Raw genomic sequence first — 16,066 nt, 5'->3', positions numbered from 1 at the left:
TTATAAAGTTGTATAAATTAATTTTTATGACTTCCGTAAAAAAATTTTCAAATTACTCTTGACCTTAACGTAGCGTAAGGGTATATGATAGCATCAAGGAGGACAGATATGGAATATACAGTGAATAAATTGGCCGCAATTTCAGGAGTAACGACGCGAACTTTGAGATACTATGATGAGATTGATTTACTCAAGCCGGCGAGAATCAATACATCAGGTTATCGAATTTATGGCCGAAATGAAGTCAATAAGCTGCAGCAAATCTTGTTTTTTAGAGCTTTGGATGTAAGCCTTGATGACATAAAACTCATATTGAACTCTGATCAGTACGATGAAGTCAAAACGTTAAAATCACATTATGATGAACTTTTGTCCAAACGTGCACATTTGGATCTGCTCATTAATAATGTCCAAAAGACGATTGAAGAAGTAGAAGGGAGACGAACGATGTCTGATAAAGAAAAATTTGAAGGCTTAAAGAAACAGCTTTTAGAAGATAATGAAAAAAAATATGGAAAAGAAATTAGAGAAAAATACGGTGAAGATACCGTTGCTAAATCGAATGCGAAATTTGCCAACATGAGCGAAGCGACCTATGAGCATGCGAATCAATTGGCATCAGAGATTATAGAACTGATCCTCAAAGCGATGGATGAAGGCAATCCTAAGGGTGAAACTGCTATGGCAGCTTGTGAGAAGCACAAAGAATGGCTTTGCATCTACTGGGAAACGTATTCAAAAGAGGCGCACGCTGGACTTGGCGATATGTATGTGGCAGATGAAAGATTCAAGCATTACTACGATCAACACAGAGTTGGTGCAGCGGAATTTTTCTGCGAGGCATTGCATAACTACACTGGGGTGTAAAGAATAGCTAAAATCGGATTGGAATAATAACTCTCTCCGGAGGGCAGGTCCTCGGTCACCCTTTGGGTGGCCTGCGGAGCCTCCTCCGAGAGTTATTATTCCAATCCGTAAAAGTCTATCACTTTATCTAGGTGTCGTTTGGAGTGAAAGGATTAAGTGATTTAAGAATAAGTGATTGAAAGTAAGTTAAGAGTTGCCTTAGGCAACTCTTTTCTTATTTCGTCTCTACTCTTATCGACACAAAAGGTGCTCAACCTGTTACAGTATATTAGGTGCCCTGCCAACTATAACCTTCGTAGGAAGCTCCGCAGGGAATCCGAGGACCGGCCTTCTGGAGAGGGTTATAGTTGGCAGGACACTCATATGTCAAAAGGATGCCACCATAAACTATCATTTTATTTTGTATATCGAAATACATGTGGTAAAATAAGTAATTGAAAGACAGTTATGGAGGGGACATGAAAAAAGAGATTAAAATTTATTTTGCCATTATTGCATTGACTGCATTTGGTCTGGGAATGACGAATAATGTTATTTCTAACTTTTTTAAAGATGCCTATAATGTAACCGCATATCAAAGGGGATTTCTTGAGTTTCCTAGGGAACTACCTGGACTGATTAGCGTGTTTGTCATTGCGGGTTTATCCTTTTTAAGTGATATTCGGATTTCCATGTTGGCGCAGCTACTAAGTGTTGTGGGGATATTGGCACTTGGGCTTTATACACCAACGTTTAATGTAATGATTATATTTATCTTTATTAACTCGCTTGGTATGCATTTGTTCTTTCCATTACAAGATAGCATAGGCCTTGAACTTGCTGAAAAAGACAATATGGGAAAACGTCTTGGCCAATTTAAAGGGTTCTTTACTGGCGTACAGATGATTGCATCCCTGTTTGTATTTGCAGGGTTTAAGATGGGCTTTATGAGCTTTGAAACCAACATGAAATCGCCATTTCTAATTGCAGCAGTTCTGTTCCTTGGCGTTTTCTTTTTACTTGGGATGCTGGACAGAAAAGTTAGAGAATCAAAACCACATACAGCAGTTAAAGGTTTCGTTTTTAGAGCCGAATATCGCTATTACTATACTCTAGTAATCTTATTTGGTGTTCAAAAGCAGATTATGATGGTATATGGCCCTTGGGTAATCATCGATCTTCTTGGAAAAAAAGCAGACACCATCTCAATTCTAACGGTTATCGGTTCTTTCATAGGTATCTTTTTTATACCTGCAATCGGTAGATGGCTGGACAAATTTGGTGTTAAAAACATGCTGTATCTTGATGCGATATCCTTTATCGGGGTATATTTAATCTATGGGTTTTTAAGTATGGGCTATGTAAACGGGAATGTTAGTACAGTTGGATATGGTGTACTATTCGCATATATTATTTTTATTTTTGATAAAATGTCCACGCAAATGGGAATTATTCGAACTGTGTACCTTAGAAAAATTGCGGTTAAGCCAACGGATGTCACACCAACGTTGACACTGGGGCAGAGTATGGATCACTTTGTCTCGATAATTTGCGCTTATTTGGGTGGTATCGTATGGACGGTTTGGGGACCACAGTACATCTTTTTCTTAGCTGCTGGCTTATCACTGATTAACCTTTATGTGGCAATAAAAGTAGATTTTAAGGATGGATGGAAGTACGAGCAAACGCTTTAACATTAGTATTACTTGAACTGAAAAATAACCATATTATAGCGCATGCAATTGCGCTATAACTATTTTTATTAGGAGGGCGTATGAATCAACTGAGAATAGCGAAAGTATTAAACAAAGAAGCTTTTGGACCGGTTCCATCAATGATTAACCGTCATGGGCTCATTGCTGGTGCAACTGGAACTGGAAAAACCATAACAATGAAATTATTTATTGAACAGTTGAGCTTATTAGGAGTACCGACATTTTTAGTAGATGTAAAAGGCGATTTAAATGGGTTTGAATGCAGTGGTCAAAACTCAGATAAGTTAGCTGAACGATTAAAACTCATAGAAGAGCCCACACCTGATTTTGACGCATTTCCAACGCAATATTGGGATTTGTTTGGCAAGACGGGTTTGCCAGTAAGGACGACTATTTCTGATATGGGACCGATGCTATTGGCGCGTTTACTCGGGTTAAATGAAACCCAGACCAGTATTCTACATACCTTATTCAAATTTGCCGATGATGAAGGACTTTTGCTTTTAGACTTTAAGGATTTAAAAGCATTAGTTGAGTTTGCGTATAATAACAGCACAAACTTCTCAGAAAGCTATGGCGGATTAAACAAAGCTTCTCTTGGTGCCATAATAAGACAACTCAATACCTTCGAACAAATGGGGGTCGATGCCTTCTTTGGAGAGCCAGCCCTTGAAATCGAAGACTTTATGAAAATCAAATCAGGCAAAGGGATCATTAACCGACTGGATGCAACACAATTGATTAGCAATCCGTTGCTCTATTCCACCTTTTTACTTTGGCTTTTATCTGAAATATATGAGACACTGCCAGAGGAAGGCGATTTGGATGTCCCTAAAATTGTGTTTTTCTTTGATGAAGCACATTTAATCTTTAATAAGATTCCTGGTATTTTACTCAACCAAATAGAGCAAGTGATTCGTCTAATACGTTCAAAAGGGGTAGGGATCTATTTTGTTACGCAATCGCCAACGGATTTACCTGACTCAGTGCTTGGACAGCTTGGGAATAGAATTCAGCATGCTCTTAGAGCCTATACAGCTAAAGAAATAAAACAATTAAAACTGGCTGCACAGACCTTTAGAGTTAACCCAAATCTCAACATAGAGGAAGCGCTTTTATCTTTAGGTGTCGGTGAAGCCTTAGTTTCTTGTTTAGATGAAAAGGGGACGCCGAGTGTTACAGAAAGAGCTTATATACTAGCGCCTCAAAGTGCCTTTGGGCACCAAGAGGGGATCGACTATTTCTCAGTGGCGCCACTGAAAGAAAAGTATCTAAATGCCTTCGATCGAGAATCTGCATATGAGCGATTACAAGATAAAAATCCGCTATTAGAAAAGCCAGAAGAAGAGAATTCAAATAATGAAAATCAGAACAAACAGCAAAAGAAAGTAGCGGCGAATACAGCTCCTAAAAAAAGAGGTAGAAAGCCAGATTCTATCTTTGAAAAAGTCGCAAAATCGTTTATATCATCATTAGGAAGTTCAGCTGGAAGAAGTTTGGCAAGGGGACTACTGGGCACTTTGAAAAAGCTATAATTCCTTATTTTGAGACATTTTTATTTTAAAAATTAAAAAAAATTAAGGTTTTCATAATAATTATATAAAAAAAGTTGCATTTTTTCATAAATTAGCATAAAGTAAAGCATATATAGTGTCGAAATATATTACGTAAGCCAAAAATATACTATATGGTGGGGAAATGCAAAAACAGTTCATAGGTGGGGTAATGCCCGGCTCTATCATCGCTCAAGATGTATATGGTTCAGACGGGGTACTTCTCATCAAGAAAGGAAGTATCTTTCGGGAACAATATATTCCTCGATTTATCGATGCCGGTGTCAGTGAGATTTATGTCGACGAATTCGGCAGAATGACACCAGAAACGGTAAATACCATTCGTAGGTCCTTGAATATCCAAGATGTGATCCATGAAAAAACCCGCACACACGCTCAGAACCAAATCAAGAAAACCATGATGAAGTTCAAAAGTGTGACCAATACTGATATCCAAAAAATCAGCGACCTTGTGCAGGACATGATTGAACAATTGTTGGATAAAAAGGATTTTGTTTTCGCGCTGTCTCAATTAAGATCCGTAGATGATTATACTTACCAGCATTCTGTGAATGTTGGTGTTCTTGCGTTAATCATAGGCATTGATCTAGATTTGAGTCCAGAGCAGCTTAAGCATTTGGGAATGGGAGCTATTTTGCATGATATCGGCAAGATCATGATTCCAGAAGAAATCTTGAAGAAGCCTGCAAAACTAACGAGTGAAGAGTTCAGAGAAGTTAAACGCCATACAGAGTATGGCTATGATATATTAATTCAAACAGATATCCCGGATGAATCCGCTCAAATTGCGCTGTATCACCATGAAAAATTTGACGGGACAGGATATACAATGGGTCTTAGAAATACTAAGATACCTTTATTTGCGCGCATAGTTTCTGTAGCAGACGTCTACGATGCTATGTCTAATGATCGCGTCTACCAAAGACGATCTGCACCAGATAAGGTTTTTCGAGAGATTACACATCTTGGCGACAAACACTTTGATACGCATATCATGGAGACATTTGCCAAGCACATTAACATCTATCCTACAGGTACTGGGATCATTCTCAATTCAGGGCATAGAGGCATCGTACTCTATCAAAATAAGCTTTATCCTGAAAGTCCTATCGTTAGAGTTTTTCTACCTAAGGACAATGATTATAAACGACTTTACTTTGATTTGGACTTATCTTTAAATACAAAATGGTATATAACAGAAACTTTTTAACCGGTATCCATGTGTTGGATATCGGTTTTTGTTTTTTATGTAATCGGTTCTTATATTTTATGTAAAAGGTTCTTATTATTTAGTAGCAAGGAGTTTAACTAAGTCACAATTATACTGAAGATAAAATCATAGAAACAAAAATGTGTCCTTGACAAATTCTCTTAAATGTAGATAATTAATGATAGCAACTATCAAGTTGTAATGATTACAAATATGGAGGAATAACATGTCTTTGATAGGTAAAGAAATATTAGAATTTAGTGCACAAGCATATGTAAATGAAACTTTTGTAACGGTAACACAGGAAAATTTAAAAGGACAATGGAGCATTGTTTGCTTTTATCCAGCAGACTTTACATTTGTTTGTCCAACTGAGCTAGAAGATTTACAAAATCAATACGATGAGTTAAAAGCATTAGGCGTAGAAGTATATTCAGTTTCCACAGATACGCATTTCACACATAAAGCATGGCATGATAGCTCAGACGCTATCGGCAAAATCAAATACACAATGATCGGTGACCCAGCACACGTACTTTCTAGAAACTTTGATGTATTGGATGAAAATTCAGGTTTAGCAGATCGTGGGACTTTCATTATTGATCCAGATGGTATCGTTCAAGCAGTAGAAATCAATGCAGGTGGTATCGGTAGAGATGCAAGTATTTTGATTAATAAAATCAAAGCAGCTCAATACGTTAGAAATAACCCAAATGAAGTTTGTCCAGCTAAATGGCAAGCAGGCAAAGAAACTTTAAAGCCAGGTCTTGATTTAGTTGGAAAAATATAGGTGGAATTATGATGTTTGATGATGCACTCAAACAAGAGTTAGCCAATTATTTAAAGCTTATGGAGAGCGATCTCTCCATAAGCTTTAGTATAGGTGAGGATCAAGCCTCTTTGGATATGAAACAAATGCTTGATGAGCTCACAGAATTGACTGATCGGATCAAAATCGAAGCAGGGGTTCTAGATAGAACGCCTAGTTTTTCTATCCATAGAGCAGATGGACCGACGGGCATTTCTTTCGCAGGTGTTCCATTAGGACATGAATTTACCTCTCTTGTGCTTGCTTTACTTCAATCCAGCGGTAGACCGCCTAAAGTGGATGCATCCTTAATTGATCGTGTAAGAGCAATTGACAGAGAGCTAAAATTCGAAACCTATGTCAGCCTAAGCTGTCACAACTGCCCTGAAGTGGTACAAGCTTTAAACTTGATGAGTGTGATTAACCCGCTCATATCACATACGATGATTGATGGTGCAGTCTTTTCGGAAGAAGTTGAATCGAAAGAAATCATGGGCGTACCAGCAATATACTTACAGGGTGAGTTCTTTGGCGGCGGTAGATTGACTCTAGAGGAAATTTTAAACAAGCTCGGTGAAACGGTTTCAGCAAGTCACTTTGAAAACAAAGAACCGTTTGATGTTCTCGTCGTAGGCGGCGGGTCTGCTGGTGCAAGTGCAGCCATATATGCGGCAAGAAAAGGCATTCGTACTGGCGTTGTGGCAGAGCGTTTTGGTGGTCAGGTACTCGATACGATGGGTATTGAAAACTTTATCGGGACGCTTTATACAGAAGGGCCAAAGATTGCTTCAAGTTTAGAAGAACACGTAAAACACTATAATGTAGACATCATGAATCAACAAAGAGTGAGCAGCCTAAAAAAATCGGAGCTTATAGAAGTGACACTAGAAAATGGTGCGACTCTAAAGAGTAAGGCTGTGATCATTGCGACCGGTGCTAAATGGCGTGAACTGGGCGTTCCTGGTGAAAAAGAATTTAAAAATAAAGGCGTTGCCTATTGCCCACACTGTGATGGTCCTTTGTTTAAAGGGAAACATGTGGCAGTCATCGGCGGTGGCAACTCTGGAATAGAGGCAGCAATAGATCTAGCTGGCGTCGTCAGTCAGGTGACGGTTTTAGAATTTTTACCTGAACTTAAGGCGGACGCTGTTTTACAAGAACGCTTATACAGCTTACCAAATGTAAAGGTGATTAAAAACGTTCAGACGAAAGCAATTGTAGGCAATGGTAAGGTTGAAGGCATTCAAATCATTCACAGAGCATCTGGTTCTGAGGAGCAAATTGACTTGCAAGGCGTTTTCGTACAAATTGGACTAGTTCCAAGTACAGAGTGGCTAGGTGATACGGTAGAGCGCAATAGAATAGGCGAGATTATAGTTGACGACAAAGGCGCAACCAGCTTAGAGGGTGTATTTGCCGCGGGCGACTGTACGACAGCACCTTTTAAACAAATCATCATAGCGATGGGAAATGGTGCAACAGCTGCACTCAGTGCATTTGATTATCTAATAAGAAATTAAATCAGTTGAATAAACTATAGTATCTAAAATATCATAATAACTGAAATAATTAACATTGCAGAAATAACAGAGATAACAGAAATAATAAAATAACGATTATAACCTATTAAAAAACTCTAAGAGAAAAATATTATCCTCATAGAGTTTTTTTCGTTTTAATTAATTTCCAGCATATTTTAATGAAATTATAATGTTTTAGAAAGACAGATTTCATATAATGTAGTTATAGTTTAGTTGTTATTATAACCATTATAGAATAGAAATGTAAAGGAGCATTATATGATTCATGTCAAGGGGCTTAAGAAGTCATTTAAACTTTCTAAAAAGCAAATGACAGAAAACAAAAGCAAAGAAAAGCAAAAGTATGCCGTTAAGGGGATCGATTTTATCGTCAATGACAATGAAATCTTTGGCTTACTTGGTCCAAACGGTGCGGGTAAAACAACGACAATGCGATGTCTTGCAACTTTGATCAATCCAACAGAGGGAACCATCTCTGTCAATGGATTTGATGGCGCAACTGAAGGAGAACAGGTTAGAAGAGAACTCGCCTTCTTAACCAATGAGTTAAAATTAGACACACACTTTACACCAGATTATACAGTGAGATTTTTCGGTCGATTACATGGACTTGACGAAGCCGTCATTGAAGAAAGAATGAACCATCTTTTCGACTATTTTGGCGTTACACCTTTTAGATTTACTAAGATTAACGATCTATCTACAGGGATGAAGCAAAAGCTTTCTATCGTCGTCAGTTTAATTCATGATCCGCAGGTTGTTATCTTTGACGAACCAACCAACGGTCTAGATATTATCACAGCAAGAGCTGTAACCGAGTATTTGAAGATCTTAAAGTCACAAGGGAAGACCATTATCATCTCAACGCATATGATGCATGTTGCTGAAAAACTCTGCGATAGGATTGCGGTCATTATGGATGGTGAAATAAAAGCGATGGGAACACTTGATGAAATCTATAAGTTAACAGGGAAAGGCAATTTAGACGATGCCTTCTTTAACCTTTATGAAACATCAGGAGGGCAGATGCATGTTTAAATCATTGATTATAATTATGAAAAAAGAGCTTCGTCGCGTCTTTACCGACCGAAGATTAATCGTCACGAATTTCATTCTACCTATGGTAAGCATCGCTGTGATCTATTCAATCATGGGCATGATGATCAGCAAAACGAATAATGATATAGAATCTCATGTTACAACTATAGCAGCAGTTAACGTTCCTACAGAAATAGGCGCCTTAATTGATGCAGACCCAACCATGATCTATACTTCTGTTGATTTTTCTAAAGAAGAAGCTGAAACCTTATTAAGAGATGATGTATATGATTTTTATCTATATTTTGAACCAGATTTTGAAGCAAAGCTAATAGCATTTGATGGTACTAACCTGCCTCTAGTAGAGGGGTTATATTCTCCTAAAAGTGATGTAAGCATTGAAGCAAATTATAAAGTGGGCAGTTTATTCGAAATTTATCGAAATCAAGTATTAGCAGACCGTCTAGGTGGCGAGTCCTTCTTAAGTGTATTTTCCTTATCGACTTCGGAAATCATGATCCCAGAAGAAAATAAAGGAATTGATAGAGGGATTGCTTATCTGATTCCAATGCTGGTTTCAATCTTTATCTTTGCAGGTGCAATGGGAATCGGGATGGATTCAATTGCTGGCGAAAAAGAACGTGGCACGATTGCTACGATGTTACTTACACCAGTTGATAGAGGAATGATAATAGGGGGAAAGGTATTAAGTTTAGCTGTAGTCGCATTAATTTCAACACTTTCATCCTTTATAGGCGTCGTAATCTCAATACCATTTAGTGCGAATTTCCTATCTTCAGGCGGTTCATTCGATATGTCTCAGTTTTCACTCGGGGGCAATGAACTGATGATGTTCTTTGTCTGTATGATTGGATTAGTAGGGATGTATGTAACCATAATTTCGGTTTTATCAATGATTGCCAACTCCGTTAAGGAAGCTGGTGCTTACATTACACCTGCTTATATGGTGGTTATGATCACAGGATTCTTAAATATGTTTGGCAGCAGTGATATCAGTGGCATTAATTATTATATTCCAGTCTACAACAACATCGTCAATATGAAACAAATCCTTCTAGGTGATGGTAACTGGGGAATGGTAATGATTTCATTTGCAACCTCAGCAGTGATTACACTTGCACTTTTAGTGGTGGCTAGAAAATTGATTCATAAGGAACGTGTGGTATTTCCTTCATAATATCGGATAGTATGACATTGGCTCTATGAAGTAAACAATATACTTCGAAGATTGTTAGCGCTTGCGCTAAGACCTTCTACGTACATTATTTACATCATAGAGCCTTTTATGTTTCGGTTAAAGAATTGACAGGTGGTCTTAAATTTTATATTATATGCTTGTACATACAAATGTTTAGGAGTTGTTTATGAACGAAGTAAATCGATGTTGCTTGTATTTTGCCTCTAGCCGTCTCAATCGCAATATTGCAAAGTTAGCAGAAGAGGCTTTTTTACCACTTGGTTTTTCACCGACTTATGCATATTTATTGATGGCATTATATGAAAATCAATCCATGTCTTCAAAGGCTTTGGCGGAAGAATTATTTGTAACGCAATCTACACTTACTCGATTAGTAGACAAGCTTGTGCTGCAAGGGTATGTAAAAAGAGAACACTCTGGACGGAGCAGTATTTTAGAGCTGACGGAAAAGGGTGTGGACATTCAAGAGCAGATACAAAAGCAATGGCGAAAGTTGTATCACGCTTATTCAGAAATAATTGGGTACGATGAAGGTGAAGCGTTGGTGAAGCAATTGCATCACTTCTCAGATCAATTGGAAAATAAGTAAATGTGGAGGAATAAGGATGAACTTGATTATTGAAAACATGTACAGAAGAAAAAGCGTCAGAAGATTTACAGAAAAGCAGTTAAGTGATGAAGAAATTATTGCGATTGTTGAAGCGGGGATTCAAGCGCCAAGCGGCCATAACGCACAATCGGCCTATTATACCATCGTTCAGGATCGCGATTTAATAGAAAAAATGAATCAAATGGCAAAAGCGGAAATGCAAAAATCAGAAGTAGACTGGATTAAAAAATTTGGTGCCAGCGAGCGCTATCACTTACTTCATAATGCACCTACTGTGATTATCGTCTCTGCTAAGGACGATGCCTATTCTCCAGTAGAGGACAGCAGTGCAGCGATTCAAAACATGCTTTTAGCGGCAACCAGCCTCGGGATCGGTTCGGTTTGGATCGGTCTTATCAAATTCTTCTTACATTTAGATGAAGCAAAAGAAATGCTTAACATCAAGGAAGGGTACACACCGCTATTTGCGGTTTGCTTCGGTTATGAAAACATCGAAGTGGCAGGCTCGAAGCCGATTAAGAAAACGGATGTTTATGAGTGGATTCGATAATTAAAAAAGACATATGCATTTGGTTAAGAAATTGTCAAATTTCTATTTACAGATGTGGCAGACTTACTTAAAATGTAAAAAGGAGGCGAAATGCTATGTTGAATTTATATATCGTTAGACACGGACAAACTGAATGGAATTTAGAACGCAGATTTCAAGGTTGGTTGGACTCGCCATTAACAGAGCATGGTGTTGAGAGTGCAAAGCAACTTAAACAGCATTTGAAGCCACATCGGTTTCATCATTGTGTCAGTTCACCGAGTCCGCGTGCTTCACGCACGATGGAGTTAATTCTTTCAGATCATCACGGTGGCTATAAAACAGATGAGCGACTCCGCGAAATAAATCTTGGTCCTTGGCAAGGCATGAAACATGAGGAAATCGAAGTTCAATTCCCTGAACAGCTAGAGATCTTTTACAATCATCCTGAAAACTTTTGGCTATCAGATGCGGAGACGTATCATGACGTCTATGAACGTGTAAATGGTTTTTTAAATGAGCAGGTGACTACCGCGACGAAAAAATCAGAGCCACATAATGTGCTTGTGGTAACACATGGGGTTACACTGATGATGTTCCAGCTGATCATGGATGGCAAACCACTAAAAGAGCTAAGCGAGTATACGGTTGCACCTAATACTCAAGTCCATCACTATGCTTATCACGAGGATCGTTTTTCGAAAAAGTAGACGATTAAATTAATTAATTTTATAACAAAAATGCTTAAAATAACTAAGTAAATGATGTAAATAGTTGTTTTAGAAACTATACAATTTACCTGTTAACTTGCTATACTAAAGGCGAACAAATGACTTGGAGGCGTTTATGAAACCATTATCAAGCAAAAATTTAGCGATAGAAGAATCGATGACCTTAGCGATTACCGCTAAAGCGAAACAATTAAAAGAGAGCGGTGTCAATATTGTGAGCTTCGGAGCAGGCGAGCCAGATTTTAACACACCTAAAAACATCAGAGACTTTGCAATTAAGCGTATCGAAATGGGCGGTAACGGCTATACAGCAGCTTCTGGCTTAGTTGAACTCAAGCAAGCTGTGTGTGATAAGCTCAAACGTGATAATCATCTTGAATATAAACCAAATCAAATCGTGATCTCTTCAGGAGCAAAGCATTCGTTATTCAATGCACTTCAAGCGATTTGTAATCCTGGCGACGAAATCATCATTCCATCTCCATATTGGGTAAGTTATTATGAGCTGACAAAAATGTCCGATGGCGTTCCAGTTTTAGTTGAAGGCAGTGCGGCAAACTCGTTTAAAGTGACCGTTGATCAGCTAGAAGCGGCAGTAACTGATAAAACTAAGGGATTGTTAATCAACAGTCCAAACAATCCAACGGGTGCTGTGTATTCTCGTGAAGAGCTTTTGGCAATCGGTGCGTTTGCAGCGAAGCACGATTTATACATCATCTCAGATGAAATCTACGAAAAACTCATCTACGGAGAGACGCATGTCAGCATCGCGAGCTTATCCGAAGATTTATATGAAAGAACCATCGTGATCAACGGTTTAAGTAAAGCGTATGCGATGACAGGCTGGAGAATTGGCTATACGGCGTGTTCTTTAGCGATTACGAAAGTGATGAGTAACGTTCAATCACATGCCACTTCAAATGCGAACACCATTGCTCAATACGCTGGTATTGAAGCGCTAAACGGCGATCAAACCACTATCGAGGAAATGCGTGTGGCGTTTGATGAAAGACGTCAGTACATGGTAAAAACCATCGGTGAAATGCCAAATGTATCTTGCGTTGAACCTAAGGGTGCCTTCTACGTTATGGTGGACATCTCTTATTTCAAAGGAAAGAGCATCGATGGCGTGTTGATCAAAGATTCGCTTGATCTTGCAGCTGTGCTAATCGACAAAGCAAACATTGCTGTTATCCCAGGTATCGCATTTGGTGTGGATGATTACATCCGTTTGTCTTATGCGACTAGTATGGAGAACATCGTTGAAGGCTTGAAGCGATTAGAGGCTTTTGCTAAATTGTTTTAATGTTTAATCTGCAACTATAGAAACCACCCACTACAACCTTCTCTAGGCGACCGGTTCTCGGCTTTGCCTGCGGAGCGCCCGACGAAGGTTGTAGTGGGTGGTTTCTTTGGTATAGTAGATCAAAATTGTGCTCGGAGAGAGTGTATTATCATTTACTTATGTGCAAAGTAATCATATTGCCTCATTAGAAAGTTATAACCCACGTCGGATGCTCCACAAGCGAACTTAATAGTAGGGCTTTTTTATTACATATAAGCATTTGAGCTGTGAATTAGAAACCACCCACTACAACCTTCTCTAGGCGACCGGTCCTCGGCTTTGCCTGCGGAGCGCCTGACGAAGGTAATAGTAGGACTTTTTTATTACAAACAAACATTTGAGCTGTGAAATAGAAACCACCCACTACAACCTTCTCTGGACGACCGGTCCTCGGCTATGCCTGCGGAGCGTCCGACGAAGGTTGTAGTGGGTGGTTTCTTTGGTGTAGTAGATCGAAATAACTGTGGCAATATGTAAAAAATTTGTGAGCAATAAAAAAGTATATCTTTGTGATAATATATTATTAAGAACAAAATATAGTAAAGGAGAAAAAACTTTGGGTATTTTTAAGAGAAATTTGGAGAAAGTAATCATAGCAATACTCTTTTTCGTAATTCTAATATTAGCTACACTTTATTATCAAACTTATAGTGAACTGAAAAGCTCAGTGAATGTGAACTTACAGAATGAAGAGAAAATTGCTGAAATATCGAACGATTTGACTAAAAGTGAAACTCAGATAAGAGAGTTAAAGATGAACTTGATCAGCAAATCAGATGAAATTGTGCAATTAAATTTAAAAATTTCAAATTATGAAGATGACTTAAATGAAGCAATTACATATATTAAAGCTCTAGTAGAAGAAGTTAATAAAGAAAAAGCACGCAAAATTCCGAGTGGTTACTATAATACTAAGTACAATAACTACGCCAATAATGTTCAAGGCTTATCGGAATATTTAACATATGGGTTTGAGCTACCAACTTCTTATGTATTAAATGTATTTGATTGTAGTGAGTCAGCCGCATATTTGGAATGGTCACTAGAGCAAATGGGATTTGATTCTAAAATTGTGATAGGGCAAGCACCATTTGATAGTAGCTCTTATCATGCTTGGGTCATAGTTTATACCAATGATGGCTATAGAACCGCAGTTGAAGCTACTTCATTAACGAATGGCATAGAGAAATGGGAAGATCGTATTGCTAGTCTATTTACGAATACGGCTAGAGGCGTAATATACTTTGACGAAAATAATGCTGTTTCAAAAAAGTATTATTATTCTTATGAAGCTGAGTTTGAGGATATTTATGAGGCGATAGAGGCAACAAATTTTGAGGAATGGAACTGGTGGGCAGGAGTTTGGGGATTAAATTAGTTTATGAATAGATGAAGACACGCCTATAAAAACGCGTCGGACGCTCCGCAGACGAAGTCGAGGACCGGTCGGCCAGAGCGGATTTATAGGCGTGTCTTCTATTGCTATAAACTTTATTGTGCTTGGTGACGAATACCGAATTCATTCATAAAATTGATAACGCCGCACTATGTTCAGTCAAGCCAGTTTGTGATAATATTAAATAAGTGTAAATAAACTGATTTGGAGAACAATTATGACCATTAAGAGACAAAAAATTGAACATTTGTTACTTATTGCGATATTTACGACATTCATGGGACAAATTTATGTGATGCCTTTCGGTTCGGGCTTCCGATTAACTTTTGCTGTTGTCGTGCTTAATATTCTGATGCTTACCTTTAATGAAATAGAACCATTATCTGCGATTAATCTGGTCGGATTACTGATGTTTTTTGTGCGGAGTTTCGTGTATGTCGCAAGTGGCGAAGGCACGTTGTTCCAAGCCTTTAACGTCTATTATCCGATTTTATTCTTTTATATATTTTACAGTGTGTTCTTCATCATGCTAGACGTTCGGAGTTTGGTCAAGACGCCGTATGCACTTTTTCTGAGTATCTGGATCTGTGACAGTATCCCAAATATCATCGAGGTCATCGTTCGACAAGAATGGAAGAGCGTCAATTTTGAAGAGATTATTTTTACGATTATATTGATCGGTATTTTAAGGACGGTTATTACCACGGTGTTAGTGTATTTGACGCGGTATTATTATGAGAAGTCAAAAGAAAGAGAAAACCACCATGTGTTTGTAGAGAGAATCCTGCTCATGTCCAACCTTAAAAATGAGCTCTTCTTCCTAAGAAAGTCTAAAAAAGACATTGAAGATGCCATGCAGCGCAGCTTTGAAATCTATGAGCAGATGGGCGATTCAGAGCTTAAATCTTCTATTTTATCCGTAACAAAAGACATCCATGAAATTAAGAAAGACTATACTCGGGTCATCTCTGGACTTGAAAAGAGCATCAAGGATTCACCGATTTATAGTATGGATATCAAGGAAATCGTCGATATCGTCGTCACATCCAACCGAAAGTATGCTCAAAATCGTAAGGTGAGCGTCAAGTTTTCTCAAGCGATTGGATTTGATTATAAAACTGAGGACTATTTGGCTGTTATATCGATTCTCAACAACATCGTAACCAATGCGGTTGAGGCATTTAAATACGAAGGCAAATGTTCAATCGATCAGTTCGTAGAAGAAAATCAAATGATTTTTGAGATCTGTAACGATGGCGATGGGATTGATCCACAGGACATACCGTTGATATTTGAACCGGGCTTTTCGACTAAATTCAATGAGAATAATGGTGTAATGGCGTCGGGGATTGGACTTACGCATGTGAAACACCTAGTAGAGGATTATTTCGAAGGGACGATAGAGGTCAGAACGAAAAAGAATAACCTAACATGTTTTAGAATTGCCATACCAATGGCGCGCATGATGGTTAGCAAAGCACAAACTAAAGATAATTAATCAGAC

General features: G+C 38.3%; 14 protein-coding genes. All 14 read left to right on the top strand.

What is annotated here, in order from left to right; all coding sequences use genetic code 11:
• Positions 1-108: 108 nt before the first annotated feature.
• Positions 109-867: a MerR family transcriptional regulator gene (locus AC4PID_RS01905; RefSeq protein ID WP_492133899.1), complete on the top strand. Its 759-nt coding sequence runs from the start codon at positions 109-111 to the stop codon at positions 865-867.
• A 458-nt stretch (positions 868-1,325) separates the two neighbouring features.
• A complete protein-coding gene (locus AC4PID_RS01900) occupies positions 1,326-2,540 on the top strand; it encodes an MFS transporter (RefSeq protein ID WP_492133898.1) in 1,215 nt (404 codons plus the stop codon).
• Between the two features lie 80 nt (positions 2,541-2,620).
• Positions 2,621-4,096 (top strand): helicase HerA-like domain-containing protein, encoded by a 1,476-nt coding sequence (locus tag AC4PID_RS01895; RefSeq protein ID WP_492133897.1) that lies wholly within the window; start codon positions 2,621-2,623, stop codon positions 4,094-4,096.
• Positions 4,097-4,259: 163 nt separating this feature from the next.
• Entirely contained in the window at positions 4,260-5,345 is a 1,086-nt protein-coding gene (locus tag AC4PID_RS01890; RefSeq protein WP_492133896.1) for an HD-GYP domain-containing protein, read from the top strand.
• A 226-nt stretch (positions 5,346-5,571) separates the two neighbouring features.
• Positions 5,572-6,135, top strand: coding sequence for an alkyl hydroperoxide reductase subunit C (gene ahpC, locus AC4PID_RS01885; protein WP_492133895.1), 564 nt, complete (start codon positions 5,572-5,574; stop codon positions 6,133-6,135).
• A gap of 8 nt (positions 6,136-6,143) precedes the next feature.
• A complete protein-coding gene (gene ahpF, locus AC4PID_RS01880) occupies positions 6,144-7,673 on the top strand; it encodes an alkyl hydroperoxide reductase subunit F (RefSeq protein ID WP_492133894.1) in 1,530 nt (509 codons plus the stop codon).
• Positions 7,674-7,952: 279 nt separating this feature from the next.
• Positions 7,953-8,732, top strand: coding sequence for an ABC transporter ATP-binding protein (locus AC4PID_RS01875; protein ID WP_492133893.1), 780 nt, complete (start codon positions 7,953-7,955; stop codon positions 8,730-8,732).
• Positions 8,725-9,930, top strand: a complete 1,206-nt coding sequence (locus AC4PID_RS01870) for an ABC transporter permease (RefSeq protein ID WP_492133892.1) — start codon at positions 8,725-8,727, stop codon at positions 9,928-9,930. Before AC4PID_RS01875 ends, AC4PID_RS01870 begins: the two co-directional genes overlap by 8 nt.
• A 187-nt stretch (positions 9,931-10,117) precedes the next feature.
• Entirely contained in the window at positions 10,118-10,540 is a 423-nt protein-coding gene (locus AC4PID_RS01865) for a MarR family winged helix-turn-helix transcriptional regulator (protein ID WP_492133891.1), read from the top strand.
• 16 nt (positions 10,541-10,556) lie between these two features.
• On the top strand, positions 10,557-11,111 hold the full coding sequence (locus AC4PID_RS01860; protein ID WP_492133890.1) for a nitroreductase family protein: 555 nt from the start codon (positions 10,557-10,559) through the stop codon (positions 11,109-11,111).
• Positions 11,112-11,206: 95 nt separating this feature from the next.
• On the top strand, positions 11,207-11,800 hold the full coding sequence (locus AC4PID_RS01855; RefSeq protein WP_492133889.1) for a histidine phosphatase family protein: 594 nt from the start codon (positions 11,207-11,209) through the stop codon (positions 11,798-11,800).
• A 136-nt stretch (positions 11,801-11,936) separates the two neighbouring features.
• Entirely contained in the window at positions 11,937-13,127 is a 1,191-nt protein-coding gene (locus tag AC4PID_RS01850; RefSeq protein WP_492133888.1) for a pyridoxal phosphate-dependent aminotransferase, read from the top strand.
• A gap of 595 nt (positions 13,128-13,722) precedes the next feature.
• Positions 13,723-14,544 carry a hypothetical protein gene (locus tag AC4PID_RS01845; RefSeq protein WP_492133887.1) on the top strand — a complete coding sequence of 274 codons (822 nt, stop codon included), beginning with the start codon at positions 13,723-13,725 and terminating at the stop codon, positions 14,542-14,544.
• Positions 14,545-14,779: 235 nt separating this feature from the next.
• On the top strand, positions 14,780-16,060 hold the full coding sequence (locus AC4PID_RS01840; protein WP_492133886.1) for a sensor histidine kinase: 1,281 nt from the start codon (positions 14,780-14,782) through the stop codon (positions 16,058-16,060).
• Positions 16,061-16,066 lie beyond the last annotated feature (6 nt).

The organism is Fusibacter sp. QWL-12 (assembly GCF_058683495.1).
This window is presented reverse-complemented; position numbering and strand designations above follow the sequence as displayed.

What these genes read in the sequence shown, in the direction of transcription:
- AC4PID_RS01905 (WP_492133899.1), top strand. Translation starts at nt 109, where the DNA reads ATGGAATATACAGTGAATAAATTGGCCGCAATTTCAGGAGTAACGACG.
- AC4PID_RS01900 (WP_492133898.1), top strand. Translation starts at nt 1,326, where the DNA reads ATGAAAAAAGAGATTAAAATTTATTTTGCCATTATTGCATTGACTGCA.
- AC4PID_RS01895 (WP_492133897.1), top strand. Translation starts at nt 2,621, where the DNA reads ATGAATCAACTGAGAATAGCGAAAGTATTAAACAAAGAAGCTTTTGGA.
- AC4PID_RS01890 (WP_492133896.1), top strand. Translation starts at nt 4,260, where the DNA reads ATGCAAAAACAGTTCATAGGTGGGGTAATGCCCGGCTCTATCATCGCT.
- ahpC (WP_492133895.1), top strand. Translation starts at nt 5,572, where the DNA reads ATGTCTTTGATAGGTAAAGAAATATTAGAATTTAGTGCACAAGCATAT.
- ahpF (WP_492133894.1), top strand. Translation starts at nt 6,144, where the DNA reads ATGATGTTTGATGATGCACTCAAACAAGAGTTAGCCAATTATTTAAAG.
- AC4PID_RS01875 (WP_492133893.1), top strand. Translation starts at nt 7,953, where the DNA reads ATGATTCATGTCAAGGGGCTTAAGAAGTCATTTAAACTTTCTAAAAAG.
- AC4PID_RS01870 (WP_492133892.1), top strand. Translation starts at nt 8,725, where the DNA reads ATGTTTAAATCATTGATTATAATTATGAAAAAAGAGCTTCGTCGCGTC.
- AC4PID_RS01865 (WP_492133891.1), top strand. Translation starts at nt 10,118, where the DNA reads ATGAACGAAGTAAATCGATGTTGCTTGTATTTTGCCTCTAGCCGTCTC.
- AC4PID_RS01860 (WP_492133890.1), top strand. Translation starts at nt 10,557, where the DNA reads ATGAACTTGATTATTGAAAACATGTACAGAAGAAAAAGCGTCAGAAGA.
- AC4PID_RS01855 (WP_492133889.1), top strand. Translation starts at nt 11,207, where the DNA reads ATGTTGAATTTATATATCGTTAGACACGGACAAACTGAATGGAATTTA.
- AC4PID_RS01850 (WP_492133888.1), top strand. Translation starts at nt 11,937, where the DNA reads ATGAAACCATTATCAAGCAAAAATTTAGCGATAGAAGAATCGATGACC.
- AC4PID_RS01840 (WP_492133886.1), top strand. Translation starts at nt 14,780, where the DNA reads ATGACCATTAAGAGACAAAAAATTGAACATTTGTTACTTATTGCGATA.